Genomic DNA, 16,253 nt, shown 5'->3' on the forward strand with positions numbered 1-16,253 from the left:
ATTATACCTTCTAATCCTGCTAACCGCAGCCTGATCACTCGATTCGTTATAAACTAACACGAGATTGTCTGACCACTTATTTCCTTGCTGTCCAGTCCCATCAAATATAAATATACCGCCATCAACTCATCAGGTTGACGCATCTTTTGTTTTATTTCTCCCGGATGCGTAATCACGCGCTGCGGTGAATTCACTAAACCAGGTATAACGGTATTAATACGCAAATTTGGCATCTGACCCCATTCATCAGCCTGTATCTTGACTAATGCTTCCAGACCAGCTTTTGCAACAGCAAAACCACCCCAGTAAGCCGATGGATTATGCCCGTGCGTGCTTGATGTCATAATAATGCTCGCACCAGGAGAGACTTTCAGCAACGGTAAACATGCCTTTGTTAATGCAAAAGGAGCTATCAAATTAACCTGAAACAGGGCTCGCCATTGCTCAATTGTTTGATGCTCTAATGGACTTAAACTAGGCAGATAGGCTGCATTATGCAAAATCCCATCCAGACGGCCAAGTTGCTGCGCAATCGCATGTGACAGAGCAAAAAAATCCTTTTCTTCAGCACGTTCCAAATCAAGCGGATAAATTAGAGCTTGCGCCTTACCGATAGTTTCTATTTCATCGTAAACACTCTCCAGTTTTTTTACTTTACGGCCATGCAAAATAACCGTCGCCCCATGATTTGCATAAGATAATGCCGCTGCACGCCCTAGTCCTTGCCCTGCACCTGTGACAAGAATCACACGGTCTTTCAGAAGATCTTTAGGTGCAGAATAATTTTCGAATTTATCCATATCCAAAAATTTATCACGAATAAATATTTTTTAAGAAAAATATAACGCCTGATAAATATCTCTATTTATTTAGTTAACTTAATAGTAGACATAAAAAAACAGACCTCAATATAAAATTGAAGTCTGTTTAATTCAAAAAGCAGTATAAATAAGTATTTTCCTTACATATCCATGCCGCCCATGCCACCCATGCCGCCCATACCGCCCATACCGCCACCGGCAGGCGCATCTTCCTTAGGCAATTCGGCAACCATTGCATCAGTAGTCAACATCAAGCTCGCAACTGAAGCTGCATTCTGTAAAGCAGAACGAGTTACTTTGGTTGGGTCAAGAACGCCCATTGCCACCAAATCACCATATTCGCTCGTTGCGGCATTGTAGCCAAAATTTCCTTGACCTTCAGCTACCTTATTAACAACAACGGATGGCTCATCACCACAATTCGTTACAATTTGACGCAAAGGTTCTTCAAGCGCACGCAAAACAATCTTAATACCGGCGTCTTGATCATGATTATCACCTTTGGTATTTTTGACAACTGAAATAACACGCAATAAAGCCACACCGCCACCTGGAATAACACCTTCTTCCACAGCAGCACGTGTTGCATGCAATGCATCTTCAACCCGGGCTTTTTTCTCTTTCATTTCAACTTCTGTAGCAGCACCAACTTTAATCAGCGCAACGCCACCGGCCAGCTTAGCAACACGTTCCTGCAGTTTTTCTTTGTCGTAATCACTCGTGGCTTCTTCAATTTGTGTGCGGATCTGCTTGACACGTCCTTCAATATTATCGCCATTGCCTGCGCCATCGATAATTGTAGTATTCTCTTTCCCTACTTCAATACGTTTAGCTTGACCGAGATCATTTAATGTAGCTTTCTCTAGCGTCAAACCAACTTCTTCAGCAATAACCGTACCACCAGTCAAAATTGCGATGTCTTCAAGCATCGCTTTACGGCGGTCACCAAAACCAGGCGCTTTAACTGCACAAGTTTTGAGAATACCGCGTATATTGTTCACAACCAATGTGGCAAGTGCCTCACCATCAACATCTTCAGCGATAATCAGTAACGGCTTACCTGCTTTCGCAACCTGTTCCAGTATTGGTAATAAATCACGAATATTAGAAATTTTCTTATCATGCAGCAAAATATATGGATTATCTAACAGCGCAATCTGTTTCTCCGCGCTACTTACAAAATAAGGCGACAGATAACCACGATCAAACTGCATACCTTCGACAACTTCCAATTCATTCTGCAATCCCGATCCATCTTCAACTGTAATTACGCCTTCCTTGCCCACTTTATCCATTGCATCCGCAATGATCTTGCCAATTTCATTATCAGAATTTGCAGAAATACTTCCAACTTGCGCAATTTCCTTTGCTGTCGCGCATGGCTTTGACAATTTCTTTAATTCACCGACCGCTGTGGTTACTGCCTTGTCAATTCCACGTTTGAGATCCATCGGATTCATACCAGCCGCTACATATTTCATGCCTTCTTTGACGATCGCTTGCGCCAACACGGTTGCAGTGGTTGTCCCATCGCCGGCTACATCAGATGTTTTGCTAGCCACTTCTTTTAGCATCTGTGCACCCATATTTTCAAATTTATCTTTCAATTCAATTTCTTTGGCGACGGACACTCCATCCTTAGTGATGGTGGGCGCACCATAGGAACGATCCAGAACAACATTCCGTCCCTTCGGTCCTAATGTTACTTTTACCGCATCGGCTAAAATATTTACACCGGCTACCATTCTATGGCGCGCTGAATCACCAAACTTCACTTCTTTTGCTGACATATTCTTCTCCTAATCTCTCAATACATTATTTTTGCGTGTCATCGAACTACGAATTAACCTTCAATTACACCCATAATATCTTCTTCGCGCATGACTAAAAGTTCTTCGCCTTGAACTTTGACGGATTGCCCAGCATATTTACCAAATAATACTTTATCGCCGACTTTCACTTCCAACGGACGAATTTTTCCGTCATCCCCTACTTTTCCTTTGCCTACAGCTAGAATCTCACCTTGATCTGGTTTTTCTGCTGCGCTATCAGGAATAACAATACCTGAAGCTGTTTTACGTTCATCTTCCAATCGCTTTACGATAACACGATCATGTAAAGGACGAATTTTCATGCTGCTGTCTCCTTTGAAAATTAATAAACTGATATATACATATATGTACACATCATTTTTAACACTACTGAAAAGTCAAGGTTCTAATATTAGGATTATTAGCACTCCACAACCGCGAGTGCTAATAATAGGGTTTGTGGTTCAAAATTTCAAGAGCGCAAAATAATAAAATTATTAGTTTCATATAACACAATGAATGTAAGAAAGAAAATAAATCCAGGATAAAAAATAAACAACTCCGGAATTAGATAATTGGTTGTAGTGTTTCAAACTGAATTTCGTTTTAATTATCGCCATGATAATCTCTATCATGAGATTTTCACTTAAACCCGATTTAACTTACTAAAGCGTATTTATAGTCTTAGCACAAACTTTCAATCCTGTTATTTTAAAACTTATTTATATTCTCCAGCTTTCAAATACTGATGAACCATGAAGTACGAACTCAAGCCAGCCAAATATGCCACGAACACATGAACATGCACCCATTGGCAAGCGGTGTCACGGTGTTGTAATCGGCATGCCGGAGGTCGCGTCAATGTGATCGATGCGTTGATCGGCAAATGTCTTTTGACGGTGGTGTTCATAAGCAATATTGATGCAGATACTTTTTTCGGCCGGACGATACACGATCTGTTGCCAAAGCTTCCGTCAGCATCAGTCGTGGTCATGGATAATGCGACCTTTCACAAAAGGCAGGATATTCAGAATACAATCACACAAGCCGGATATACGCTTGAATATCTACCGGCATATTCGCCAGACCTTAACCCCATTGAGCACAAATGGGCACAAGCCAAAGCAATCAGAAGACAGCAAAACCAAACCGTTGGGCAGCTCTTTAAAATTGAATCATTCTATGTGATGTAGGCTATAGTTGGGGCAGTACAGCAAGAGATGATTGTCAATTTATTGATGCGATTTTCTGGATTATTCGCGCGGGTGCGCTGTGACGTGGCTTACCACCGGACTATAAAAACTGGGATAACACTCACCGTCGTTTTATCCGCTTGCGTGATAAGGGAGTATGGGAAAAATACTGGAAGTTTTGGGATTACGAATGGCTAATGATCAATGCTAGCCATTGATATCCAAGATATTAAAAACAGAAATACCCAGCACTAAAAATAGCGCCAAAGCATAAAATAAGTCACCCAGATACAGCGTCGCACTATATCTTGATTGATGCTGACACATATCTGCTCCAGTCTTTCCGTCTTCAGATTCAACCACATACATCTACCATATCTCAGAATATGCTTTCTCTACAGCTAAATTGAGTCAATAAAATACCAGATAAATACTGAAGAAATTATTTAATGTAAGAATCCATTAAATAATTCATAAAGTTAAATTCCCCAAATCAAAAAACTCAATATAACAATCATAAAGAACAAATAGGATCACCCTCAACAATTCTTTATTTAACGGATAAATTAGCTATTCAGCAGCTAGCCAAGAAGAACTCTAAAAGGTATGATTCGGCCTGCAGGTTTTGAAAGGAGGCGTGGCTGAGCGGTTTAAGGCAGCAGTCTTGAAAACTGTCGTAGGGGTGACTCTACCGTGAGTTCGAATCTCACCGCCTCCGCCATTTACACTTCCATGCCAGTTCAAGGAAATCCACGAAACACAATAAGCAAGCAGATTTAAAAGAAGTTTGCCTCCGCAGCAATCCAGAATAATTCGCTAGAAGCCAGTAAAAAAATGTGGTAAGTTGCGTGGTAACTATTTTTACCACACCTAAAGTTACCACATTATGGCTTTGAAAGAATTACTAACAGACTTGGCCTGCAAGAATGCAGTTGCTGAAGACGCCAAAATACGTAAGCTTCACGATGGCCAGGGGCTTTACCTATGGATATATGAAGATGGCCGCAAGTATTGGCGGTTGCGCTATAAAATTCATAGCAAAGAAAAGTCTTTATCCCTTGGCGTTTATCCTGTCGTAGGATTAAAACAAGCCCGCCAGCTTGCCCAGGCTGAACGAGTTAAACTAGCCAGCAATATTGATCCTTCGATTGATCGTCAAATCAATAAGCAAAAAGCAAAGGAAGCCACAGCCAATAGTTTTGAAGCTGTTGCCCGTGAGTGGTATACCAAACAAACCCATACATGGGTACCAAGTCATGGCAAGGATGTTTTACGCAGACTCGAAGGGAATGTGTTCCCCTATATTGGCTTGTACCCAATCAGTCAGATCGATGCCCCGCAATTACTCAACATGATCCGTATCATTGAACATCGTGGCTCTTATGACCTGGCGCATAGAGTGCTTGGGGTATGTGGTCAAGTATTCCGCTACGGTGTATCAACCGGCCGTTGCAGTCGTGATCCCACTGCTGATTTAAGGGGTGCACTAACACCGCACAAGAAAAAGAATCAGGCGGCTGTCAAACCTGAAGAGTTACCAGATTTATTACGAGCAATAGCTACCTATGAAAAGATAGGGGATAAACAAACACAACTTGCCTTGCAATTGCTGGCTTTAACCTTTGTTCGCACCAATGAACTGATTGGGGCATTGTGGGCAGAGTTTGATTTAAATAATGCGCTATGGATTGTTCCCAGTGAACGAATGAAGATGAGGAACGAGCATGTAGTGCCCCTCACCAGCCAGGCATTGAGCATACTGACTGAATTAAAAAACATTGCCGGTGATAGCCGCTACCTATTACCGGGGCGTAATCCTAACAAACCAATCAGCAATAACACATTGCTTTTTGCACTGTATCGCCTGGGATATAAAGGTAAGATGACTGGACACGGTTTCAGGGCAGTCGCTTCCACTGCATTGAACGAATCCGGGTTATTTAGTCCTGATGCAATTGAGCGGCAACTTGCACATGGTGAAAGGAATGAAGTAAGGGGAGCATATAACCGGGCGGAATATTTACCGGAGCGAAAAAGAATGATGCAATGGTGGAGCGATCATTTAGAAGCAATGGAAAAAGGAGCCGATGTCATTCCATTATTTGGCAAATCGAATTAATTTTTTCAACACCATTTTATTGTTTTAATCCTATCCCCTCTTTTTCTTGTCGGAAATGTCGGAAATGTCGGGAACAATCTCTGATATCCTTATGGCTATTGGCTTTCACTGTTCCGACATTTTCATTACTTGTATCCGACATTGTCGGGAATTCCCGACATTTTGAAGTATTATGGTAATTTTCAAGGCGAAAATACGGCGCGGAATTATCCTGTTGATCCATACCCGATGCGGATAAAAAGGTTTATTTATCTATCAAAATATTATTACTAGCATCATCCCTTTACATCCAAAAGGAAAACATGCAAATTTTATATTGTAATGACTTCCGCATAATAGATATCCTTCATAAAATTATCGCCATATAAGAAAATTTCAAAATGAACCGCTGCTCAACTTTGATAAATAATACTTTATTTAATTTGAGATTTATTTCTTTTTAAATTCATATGAAAATAACTAAAAACCAAATCAAAACTTTGTGGGGCGCAATTTTCGCTGGATTAGTAATTCCCTTTTTCAATGATTACATAAAAAATTGGGTAAATGACCCAATCGTTTTTAGTTTTCTTTTGTTTTTCACTTTATTAATCATATTATTCAGTGCTGAAAAATATATCGATCTAATTAATAAAGAGCTCAAAAATGAGTACAATTTAATCGTAGAAACTAGGTATTTAACGCCTGAAAACCTAAATTTTACAGAAATGCAGCCAGGAGAAGCATTAAAAAGCTCACTACGTCCTTATTACAAAAAGTATATCAATCGCAAAGCAATTTCGTACGGATCAAGCCCAGTAAACAAGGTTTGTTACACCGAGCAAGACTTGACAGAACTATTGGAACAGGGCCGCAATATCTTATTCATCGGCAATCCCACTGAAGGTAAAACGCGCACTTTATTTGAAGTACTTAAAAAGCTAAATAATTTCTTTGTTATCAGCTTACCCATAAATAATTCACCAAGCGATGAGGCTTTGCAACTTCTTGCAGAAAAAAAAGTAATATGGTTATTCGATGATTTAAATTTATATGAGAATAATTTTTTCGATTTTCAACACACGTTTAATCAATTAAAAAAAATTACAAGTGTCTGTGTGTTAGCAGCAACATGTAGGGATGGGCCAGAGTTAAAAAACAGTATTCTAGACAATACTGGGCAATTACATAAAATTTATGATCTATTTGATTATAAATTAACACTTGAACCTGCAAATAATGATCAAAAAGAGGAATTAAAAAGAGCCATTAATGAAACGGAAGGCCGACTATTCCCTACTTTAGGTTCCATTTGTATGAGTAAACATTTCGAGTTAATGCATCAACGTTTTGAACTTTTACCAGAACTCGATAAAAACACATTTCGCGCCATAGGATTATTATTTTCTGGATTTGTATATCCTTTCACAATTCAAAGAATCAGATGCGTCCTTTTGGATATTTTTGGGCATGAAAAAAATAATATTGATGAACCGATATTACGTGCAAGTCTTAATAATTTAGTCACTAATGGATTTGTTATATCGCCTAAAGATGCAATTCCTATTATTCCAGAAGCAGCTTATATTACTGAACCTGAAATTGAGTTCTATTATCAAAAAAACCGTAACTTACAAAACGACAAAGTTGCTTTAATAAATTGTTTCAAAAAAAATAAAGATGCTGATGGCCTAATGAAGTTGGCTTCTTCACAATACAGCAATGGCGATGTAGCTTCTGCCATGAATATTTGGGATGGTGTTATAAATGAATTTACAGATAGTGAAGAAATCTCTTTGCTTCTTCCTGTTGCAGAAGCAATGTTCATTAAAGGCTGGATATTCGATCAGATAGGAATACCACCCTATGCTATTAAATGCTATGACGATCTTGTAAAACGATTTGAAAATAGTCAGGAATTAGTTCTGCAAATAATGGTTGCAAAAGCACTTTTTAATCAAGGTTGTGCTCACCATCTGCTAAAGGAATATGATAATGAAATTAAATGCTATGACAATCTAATACAACGATTTAGCACTAGCGATGTAATAGATATTAAACAACAGGTTGCTAATGCGATTTTTAACAAAAGCAATTGTTTCTACATACTCGGAGAGCCCGAAAAGGGACAAAAATGCTTAGATGGAGTGAAAGAGATGTTTTCTATAAACTGAAGAATTAAGCATTATCGTAAATTCGCTAAGAAAAATCACTTTGATCCGTGGCTATAGTGAAATTTAAACATAACTTTCAACGAGGGATCGATAACAATGTTTTTTTCGGCGTGCATGATTAGTTCTCTCTATTCTACAAGAAATTATTAGAAAAATAATAAATTGAAAAATCGGATTATACGTTAGAATAATTTCATCATCCCATAGCCCGGCCAGGCGAAAAGCGGAAACCTTCACCGCCTTGGGGTGACCTATCTTGAAGGGTACACTTGAAGGGGTGTTATATGGCCAGGCTTTTTGATTATTCCGAAGAGTATATTGATGAATCAATGGTCGCTATTGAAGAGTTAGCCGATCTTTGTCAATTAGAAAAAAATGAATGCCTTACTGTGGCTCAGTGCGCTTCTCTGCTGTGCGTGCATAATAAAACTGAGAAATTGGATCGTTCCGAGGATATTGGAACATACATCATGGTCGCTTTTAACGATATTAGATTAGGGGAGCTACAGGTTTTACATCCTGAAACACTGCTATCGTGGACGGAATATCTGAAATTGTTAAAGGCGGGGATGTATAGCGGTGAGAATAAAATGTTAGCTCCTATGGTTACAGCCAAGTGGCTTGTTCCTCTTGATGAGTGTGAGAGGTGGTATCGCACCAAAGGGCTTGATATTGATTTGTCAGCTGTTAAAGCTGATCTTGATAAAATAAAAGCAGGAACATCATTTAAATTTTTAACTCAAAAACACTTATCGCTTTCTGAAAATCCCTCGATTTACAACATAAATCATCAGAGCCCAATCGATGATTGTTTCAGTGAAGAGGAATGCTCACTGTTTGATCCTTTAACAAAGAAACAAATTGGGCAATTGTTTACTGTAGTTCATGGTGAAGATTGGATAAAGTTTTTTGATAAAGCTTCACGTAATGGTTTAGATAGCGCCAGATACGGCAAAAAGCCATATAAGTACAATCCAGCCGGAGTTGCTAACTGGCTCTACCGTGAAGGTAGATATCGATCAAATACTTTAGCAAGAATATTAAGCGAGAATCTTCCCGCACGTAGTAGGCAGCATCGAGAAAATTTACTAGATAGCAGAGGATTGCTTGAAGAAAATTAATTGAACCGCCATTTTTCCGCCACTTATTTATCGTTCTGTCCGCCAATTCTCCGCCACATTCGCCAAAATTCCACCAATTACCCGCCACGTATGACAGTATAAGTTTGACCATTTAGTCTCCCTAAGTATTCCGCAATCATGGAGTACGGAAACATATAGATACGTTAAGGAGAATCAATGAATCAAACTATATCCACTCCGCAACATCAGTTGCAGCAAAAAAAACATCAATCGACATCACAGCTTGAACGGCTCTTATATCTTGCTGAAGTCGAATTCCAAACCGGTTTTAAAACTAGCTTTCTATATCAGTTAATGAAAGAAGGTAAATTCCCCAAGCCGGTAAAAATTGGCAATGCCAGCCGCTGGCGTGAATCTGAGGTGCAGCAATGGATTCATGATCAAATCAACGTGGCATCCAGCAAACATCCAAAGGCATAAAGATATGAATAATTTTGCACCGGCAAATGGAATAATTGAAACCCATAGGCTGCACAGCGAAGGATGCGCGTGCAGAATTTCACCGCCTGCCCGTGGTTCTACTGCTGAGCAAATGTTGAAGGCGTGGCTTAAGGATCATCCTGACCATATCAGAAAAGAACATCTTGCTGCTAAAGAGTTCTGTAAGTGGTTTGATCGCCGGTTAAACGGGAGGCGTTCAAAATGTTCCCGTTGACTTTATCCCCTTACAGGGATTATTCTTTCGTTCAAGTGCTCAACACACTTCCAAAAGCGGAATGTCCCGCGCCCGATAGTCGTGGTTTTTTTACGTCCATAGTTTTTAATGGCCGAGTAGTGGGCAACGATACAATACTGGAGAAATCCGGGAAAGTTGTCAGCCGACTTTTGGCGGTGTTGAAGTACTCGGTCACCTTCTCAACAAGGGTGCAATTCAACAAAACCAAAAGGAGGCCAATCATGGCTGCTCAATCAAAAAGTACGTCCACACGCCGTAAATCCAAATCAGCCTCACCCGCCGCAACACCCGCCAACGTCTCACACATCGATCCAGAGTGTAGGAAAAAATATGCAATGGCAGACTGGGCAGAAGAGTTTGTAAATTTCCTTCAACCATTGAAAGAAGATGAATTTGCACTGGTTCAAAAAACCCTCGTCCTTATCCTCAAGAAACCTGAAAGGAAAAAGCCCATAAAAAGCGAAGTGATTAAATTTTCTGCCAGAAAAGAACAACCCGTAATGGGGGAGGTTTAACCATGAATAATTTAAGAGAATAATGGTGCATATAACCTACATTAAACGGGTTGCATTCGCTGCACTGGGTAGCATCGATCCCGTATTAAGTCATTGGCTACCCGGTGGCAGGCGTGAAGGTGATGAATATCTTCCGCTGAATCCCAAAAGATCGGACAGTAAGCCGGGTTCGTTCTCGATCAACCTACATACCGGCAAATGGTCAGACTTTGCCACCGGTGACAAAGGACTTGATCTGGTCAGCCTGATTGCTTATTTGGAAGGTGAGTCACAATCTAAAGCAGCCGAGCGGCTGGCCGCATTTCTTGGGATTGAACCGGAGCAAAGCAGCCCGCCAAAACGCGCCGGAAGCAATTCCAAATTATCCGGCAATGGTAAGCCATCACTCAGTAAGAAAGAATCGAACATTACCTCGGTTTCACAGGGTAGTGATGGTGACGGCTGGCATTGTGTAATGCCGATTCCCGGCAATGCACCCAAGCCACCGGCTGCACACCCAAGACACGGCAAACCAACAAAACGCTATCCCTATCATGATAAAAATGGTTGCATTAACTTTTATCATTATCGATATGAAGAAACCAACGGTGAGAAAAAACAATTCTCACCGCTGACACTTTGGGAGAAAAACGGCAAGCCTGAATGGCGGTTCAAAGCGCCGCCAGGCTTACGCCCGCTCTATGGATTGCCTTCCCTGCTGCAATATCCTGATGCTGATTGCTGGTTTGTCGAAGGTGAGAAGGCAGCGGAAGCCCTGCAAAAACTTCTGCCCGATCATCCGTTACTGTGCTGGCAAGGTGGAAGCCAGGCTGTAAGCAAATCCGATTATGCACCGCTTGCCGGGCGTGATTGCGTGATTTTCCCTGATAACGATCTGGCCGGAAAGAAAGCCGCCAATGATCTGATAAAGCAGTTGACCGCAGCGGGCGCGCATTCGGTTCGGATGCTGGATGTCGAGAAACTAGCATTAACAGCAAGTTGGAAAGATGAGGGCAACACCAGGGCAGCGGCGCTGGATGATGGTGAACGTATGGCCATCGGTGATGATGCGGCTGATTTGGTTGGTCGCGGCTGGGAAGCTTCGCATTTCGCCCTGTTGCTGAATCGGGAAGATATTTTTGTATCACCAGGTACCAAGGAAAAAGAGCCAGCCAGCTCACAAGATGAACAGCAAGCCGAAACAATGCAGCGTGTCTTTGAATTGTTCGATGATGGCCTCTATTTTATGGAGCCCACCAAAGACGGGCGATTACGCCGCCGTAAAATCAGCGGACGGCTTGAAGTGCTGGCATTGGCGCGTGATGTCGATTCCAGGGAATGGGGTACGTTGGTACGTTTTTCCGATCCGGATAATAAAGTCAAGCGATTGGTTATTCCTGCCCGTTCGTTTAATGGTGATGGTTTGGAAGCTTCAAGCCGTTTGTTATCCGAAGGATTAACCATTGCGCCCAAAGCCCGGCAATTAGTCATTGAATACCTGCAAACACAAAACCCTGAGAAACGCGCGCGAACCACTAACCGTACCGGCTGGCATGGTGTCAATAATGATCTGGTTTTTGTATTTCCGGATGGTTCCATCGGTCAATCCGATGATGAATGGTTATTCAGTGATAACCGTCCTGATTCCAATCTGTTCCGGCAGCGTGGCACATTGGCCCAATGGCGCGAACATGTGGCGGCTTGGTGTGCAGGCAATAGCCGTCTAACCTTCGCAGTATCGATTGCATTCGCTGCACCGTTGCTGCATTTGATCGAGATGGAATCAGGCGGCTTTCATTACCGGGGCGAATCATCGAGCGGTAAAACCAGTGCGTTATATGTGGCCGGTAGCGTGTGCGGTTCACCGGAGTATTTGCAGCGGTGGCGATCAACGGATAACGGGCTGGAAAGCACTGCCCTATCCCACTGTGATGCAATTCTGACATTGGATGAATTAAAAATGATCGAGGCCAGGATTGCCGGTGAATCCGCCTACATGCTGGCCAATGGGCAGGCCAAGGTTAGAGCAAACCAGAATGGAGGCTCACGCAATACGGCCAAGTGGCGGCTGCTGTTTTTATCCTCAGGTGAATTGAGTTTAAGCCAGCATGTAGCGGAAGCAAACAAAAAAACACCCGCCGGGGCTGAATTGCGTATGGCGGATATCCCGGCTGATGCCGGGAAAGGTTGGGGCTGTTTTGAGAATCTACACGGTTTCGATGACGGCGATAAATTCGCCAAAGCTTTGGGGCTGGCAGTTAATAAATATTATGGTACCGCCTTCCCTGCTTTCATTGAACAGGTGCTCAAGAATCGTGAATCCTTACGTGATTCCTTAGCTGATGCGCGATTGAAGTTTGAAAAGGCGACACTGACCAATGCGGCCAGTGGGCAAGCACAGCGAGTAGCGGCACGGTTTGCCATTGCCGGTGCTGCGGGCGAATTGGCTACCGATTGGGGCATTACCGGATGGCAGCCAGGGGAAGCAATGCAGGCCGCCATCACCTGCTTTAAGGCATGGCTTCAGGCATTTGGCGGTGAAGGCAATAAGGAAGACCGAACGATGATTGAACAAGTGCGGCATTTCCTGGAACTGCATGGTGAAGCCAGGTTTACTGATATAGATCGATCTGTCACTAAAGATGATCATGCACCCCGAACGATGAATAAGGCTGGATTCCGGGATAAAGATGCTGAGGGCAATCTTGAATATTACTGCTATCCGGAAGTGTTCAAGGCTGAAATATGTAAAGGTTTTGATTATCGGGCAGTTGCACGTTTACTGATTGAACGTGGCTACATGCGAAAAGGTGAAGGTAGGAATCTGCAACCTAAGGTAAGACTCCCCGGTGATGGTGATAAGCGAGTATTTCACATACTGCCTGCAATCTGGGGTACTGAAAATGATTGATTGGGATGCGATGATCAAGCCAGAAAACGGAAGGAAAGATGCCGTAAATAAAGCAGAATGTCGGGAATTCCCGACAATGTCGGATACAAATAATGAAAATGTCGGAACAGTGAAAGATAATATCCATGAGGGTTTCATCGATTGTTCCCGACATTTCCGACATTTCCGACAAGAAAATGAGGGGGTAGGAGTAAAACAAGAAAAAGATGCGCCCATTGAAGGGGTGGCTTCAGATAATTTTAGCGATGCAAAAACGTATCCTGTAAATCCGATTGCAATATGCTTGCTGCTTACCTGTTGTAATAAAGTAACAGCCGGTAGTGATGAGATTATGGAACAAATCATGAAGCTTCAAACCATGCCACAATCCGAACAAATCAGAACATGGGCGATGACCTGCCAGAAATACGGCATTGATCCATACAGAATTATTTATCCCTTCACTCAATCATCCAGCAAAGGCGTAAGCTGTCAAGGGTGTAAGCATATCAGCATGGAAAAAATACTTACCGATAAACGTCCGGTATTCCGGTTTGTTTGTGGCCAGCATCATCCTATGCTTGAGGCTTTCTATGTTGGAGAACGTGTACTGATTGCACCGGAATCATGCACTGACTACCAGTCTACTGCTGGTACTGGGGCGGGTTAATTCTCTACAGCTTCTTGCTTCCAGTACCGCGCCTAGACATCACTTGCAAAAAATAGAATTAAAGGTAGGGGGGGGTGAATCTCTATAGCTTTTAGCTTCCAGACCGTTCGCTTATTTATCTGTACATAACCGCGTAATTTATAGGGGGGTGATCAAAACTCTACAATTAACATTGAATAGACCGTTCGCTTAATCAGATTTTTATGTGCGGGAGTTTTGGAGGGGGGGGGTATACTTTCAGAGTGATTAAAAACTATGCAGAGAAACTGCCTAAAAACCGGGCAGCGATTAAAAAAATGTGGTAAGAAATGTAGTAACTTTTTAATAATGAAAAATAAATTCTTTTAATTACAATACATTATTGATCGAGTGTGAATGACACCGCCGCCATAACATCAATAAAATAAACAAGTTACAAGCAGTTTTATGACTTGTCCCACATAAAATGCCACAATAAACAATCCGGTTTTTTGAGAGATTGCTTGGCCGGTTCGCTGCAATGTGAACAATACCAAGTGCGTTTAAACGCTGCAAATTATCGCTGTCAGTTCAGGTAATGAGAAGGTGAGAACAACAAGATTCTTTTTGCCTGCAGGATATTCATGCCTCGCCGTCAGTGCTGGCAATAAAAAAGCCCAGCGTTTTACCGGGCTTCGTTTTCTGGCTTCATGGGATTATCTAGTAATGGGTCATTCACATTGATGTTTTACTTAAAAAAGTAAGACTATACTGCTTCCCAATGAGCATAGAAACGGCAAAACAATGAACAATAACACCATCCTGCTTGCACTCTACCGGCTTGGCTATCGCTCCCGCAGACAGGTCATGGATTCAAAGGAGTAGCTTCAACGATCCTGCATAAACGTAGCCGCTAACCCTTTACCTTCCTGGATATATATAAAATCTGAGTGTTATAGCAACCATTAGCGGTTTTATATTATTTGGCCCAAATATTATGATAAATGACATCAGGGTCACTCATCATTTTTTATTAGCTTCCTCATAATATCTTCCACACAAACCATTAGAGGAGCACTACAAAAATGCAATTCACGCAAATCAGAAATGCAACACTTAAAATTAATTATGGGGGTAAGAAAATTCTAATTGACCCTTGGCTGGCAGAAAAAGGAGCCTTACCTGGATTTGGCGGGACGATCAACGAGCATATTCACAATCCAACATCGGAATTACCTATGTCAATCGATGAGATAATTGATGTGGATGCGGTTATCTTAACGCATGATCATCCAGATCATTGGGATGATGCGGCTAAAAAGGCAATTCCTAAAGACATGTTGATTTTTACCCAACATGAAAAAGATGCAAAAGCCGTAAAATCCGCCGGATTTAATAATGTTCAGATACTCAATGAAGTTAACGATTATGAGGGTATTACGCTGATTAAAACCCTGGGGCAACACGGCAGGCCGAAGGTAGTAGAGAACATGAAGGAATTGCTGGGCGAAGTGAGCGGCATCATTCTCAAACATCCCAATGAAAAGACATTTTATATCGCTGGAGATACGGTCTGGTGTGAAGAAGTCGACAAAAGCCTGAAAAAATATCATCCTGATGTGGTTGTATTAAACAGTTGTGATGCACAAGTTATTGGTAATGAATCGATTATTATGGGCAAGGAAGATATTTATGAGATCTATAAAGCCGCTCCTGAGGCAACTATTATTGCAAGCCACATGGAAGCAGTGAATCATGCCACTTTAACCAGAAAAGAGTTGGGTGAGTTTCTCAGAGCAAAGGAAATGACGCAACGAGTATTAGTACCCGATGATGGTGAATCATATACGTTTTAAGGCCCGAACAATGCATCAGCCTTGTCTGATGCATTATTTTTTACACATATTGTCTGATTATTTACAAGCTTTCATCATAATACTATTTGAACGATAAAAAAGTTTAACCTGCGAGGTTTTAATATGGCTGTCCCATTAGTTGCGGTTGTCGCCTTTAATCATTTCAGTCCTTTTCACTCATCGGTACCATGTATTATTTTTGGTGATCTCCTGCACGATCAGAAATTATTTGAACTAAAGATCTATGCGGAGGAATCCGGCCCGCTACTTTCGAATGAGGGATTGAGTGTTCAATCGTCACTTAGTGTGGAGGAATTGGCAAGAGCAGACATCATTATTGTTCCTTCTTGGCGAGATCCCGCTTAAAAACCAAACTGAACCGCCCCGATTTTTCCGGAGACTCGTTAGTTTGAGTCAAGCTGTGATGCCTGACACTTTCAGTTGCGAATAATACGCTCTTTCCAACTCTG

The 16,253-nt window shown here is 41.8% G+C and carries 13 protein-coding genes, 1 tRNA gene and 1 pseudogene; 11 read left to right on the forward strand and 4 right to left on the reverse strand.

The genetic code is table 11. The features are described 5' to 3' along the window. Window positions 1-53: 53 nt before the first annotated feature. The 3 genes from C4S39_RS03465 to groES all read right to left on the reverse strand — a co-directional run bounded on the left by C4S39_RS03465 (window position 54) and on the right by groES (window position 2,955). A complete protein-coding gene (locus tag C4S39_RS03465) occupies window positions 54-800 on the reverse strand; it encodes a YciK family oxidoreductase (RefSeq protein ID WP_103965653.1) in 747 nt (248 codons plus the stop codon). 161 nt (window positions 801-961) lie between these two features. Further along, window positions 962-2,611 carry a chaperonin GroEL gene (groL, locus tag C4S39_RS03470; RefSeq protein WP_103965654.1) on the reverse strand — a complete coding sequence of 550 codons (1,650 nt, stop codon included), beginning with the start codon at window positions 2,609-2,611 and terminating at the stop codon, window positions 962-964. Window positions 2,612-2,664: 53 nt separating this feature from the next. Then, window positions 2,665-2,955, reverse strand: a complete 291-nt coding sequence (gene groES / locus C4S39_RS03475) for a co-chaperone GroES (RefSeq protein ID WP_103965655.1) — start codon at window positions 2,953-2,955, stop codon at window positions 2,665-2,667. 498 nt (window positions 2,956-3,453) lie between these two features. Between groES and C4S39_RS03480 the strand changes: the two genes are divergently transcribed. From C4S39_RS03480 to C4S39_RS03505, 7 genes and pseudogenes are all read left to right on the forward strand, one after another. Continuing rightward, window positions 3,454-3,825 (forward strand): transposase, encoded by a 372-nt coding sequence (locus tag C4S39_RS03480; RefSeq protein ID WP_219817911.1) that lies wholly within the window; start codon window positions 3,454-3,456, stop codon window positions 3,823-3,825. Between the two features lie 5 nt (window positions 3,826-3,830). Next, window positions 3,831-4,040: pseudogene (locus C4S39_RS15680) on the forward strand (transposase); the annotation flags it as partial. Between the two features lie 416 nt (window positions 4,041-4,456). Then, window positions 4,457-4,546, forward strand: a tRNA-Ser gene (locus tag C4S39_RS03485). Between the two features lie 165 nt (window positions 4,547-4,711). Then, complete coding sequence (locus tag C4S39_RS03490; RefSeq protein WP_103965656.1) at window positions 4,712-5,944, forward strand: tyrosine-type recombinase/integrase; 1,233 nt, start codon at window positions 4,712-4,714, stop codon at window positions 5,942-5,944. 449 nt (window positions 5,945-6,393) lie between these two features. Continuing rightward, the gene (locus C4S39_RS03495) at window positions 6,394-8,097 is read left to right on the forward strand and encodes a tetratricopeptide repeat protein (RefSeq protein WP_103965657.1); all 1,704 of its coding nucleotides are present in this window, start codon (window positions 6,394-6,396) and stop codon (window positions 8,095-8,097) included. Between the two features lie 284 nt (window positions 8,098-8,381). Next, complete coding sequence (locus tag C4S39_RS15240) at window positions 8,382-9,218, forward strand: hypothetical protein (protein WP_103965658.1); 837 nt, start codon at window positions 8,382-8,384, stop codon at window positions 9,216-9,218. Between the two features lie 177 nt (window positions 9,219-9,395). After that, entirely contained in the window at window positions 9,396-9,659 is a 264-nt protein-coding gene (locus C4S39_RS03505; protein WP_103965659.1) for a helix-turn-helix transcriptional regulator, read from the forward strand. Window positions 9,660-9,925: 266 nt separating this feature from the next. Here the strand turns inward: C4S39_RS03505 and C4S39_RS15100 are convergent, their stop codons facing one another. Further along, window positions 9,926-10,138, reverse strand: a complete 213-nt coding sequence (locus C4S39_RS15100) for a hypothetical protein (protein ID WP_146059737.1) — start codon at window positions 10,136-10,138, stop codon at window positions 9,926-9,928. Between C4S39_RS15100 and C4S39_RS15105 the strand changes: the two genes are divergently transcribed. The 4 genes from C4S39_RS15105 to C4S39_RS03530 all read left to right on the forward strand — a co-directional run bounded on the left by C4S39_RS15105 (window position 10,137) and on the right by C4S39_RS03530 (window position 15,783). Continuing rightward, window positions 10,137-10,430, forward strand: a complete 294-nt coding sequence (locus C4S39_RS15105; protein ID WP_146059738.1) for a hypothetical protein — start codon at window positions 10,137-10,139, stop codon at window positions 10,428-10,430. The genes C4S39_RS15100 and C4S39_RS15105 overlap by 2 nt on opposite strands. A 22-nt stretch (window positions 10,431-10,452) precedes the next feature. After that, window positions 10,453-13,320: a DUF927 domain-containing protein gene (locus tag C4S39_RS03520; RefSeq protein WP_103965662.1), complete on the forward strand. Its 2,868-nt coding sequence runs from the start codon at window positions 10,453-10,455 to the stop codon at window positions 13,318-13,320. Continuing rightward, a complete protein-coding gene (locus C4S39_RS03525; RefSeq protein ID WP_103965663.1) occupies window positions 13,313-13,969 on the forward strand; it encodes a hypothetical protein in 657 nt (218 codons plus the stop codon). Before C4S39_RS03520 ends, C4S39_RS03525 begins: the two co-directional genes overlap by 8 nt. A gap of 1,043 nt (window positions 13,970-15,012) precedes the next feature. Continuing rightward, window positions 15,013-15,783, forward strand: coding sequence for an MBL fold metallo-hydrolase (locus C4S39_RS03530; protein WP_103965664.1), 771 nt, complete (start codon window positions 15,013-15,015; stop codon window positions 15,781-15,783). Window positions 15,784-16,253: the final 470 nt, after the last annotated feature.

Origin of the sequence: Nitrosomonas ureae (assembly GCF_900108305.1) — a bacterium.
Classification (GTDB): Bacteria; Pseudomonadota; Gammaproteobacteria; order Burkholderiales; family Nitrosomonadaceae; genus Nitrosomonas; species Nitrosomonas ureae_B.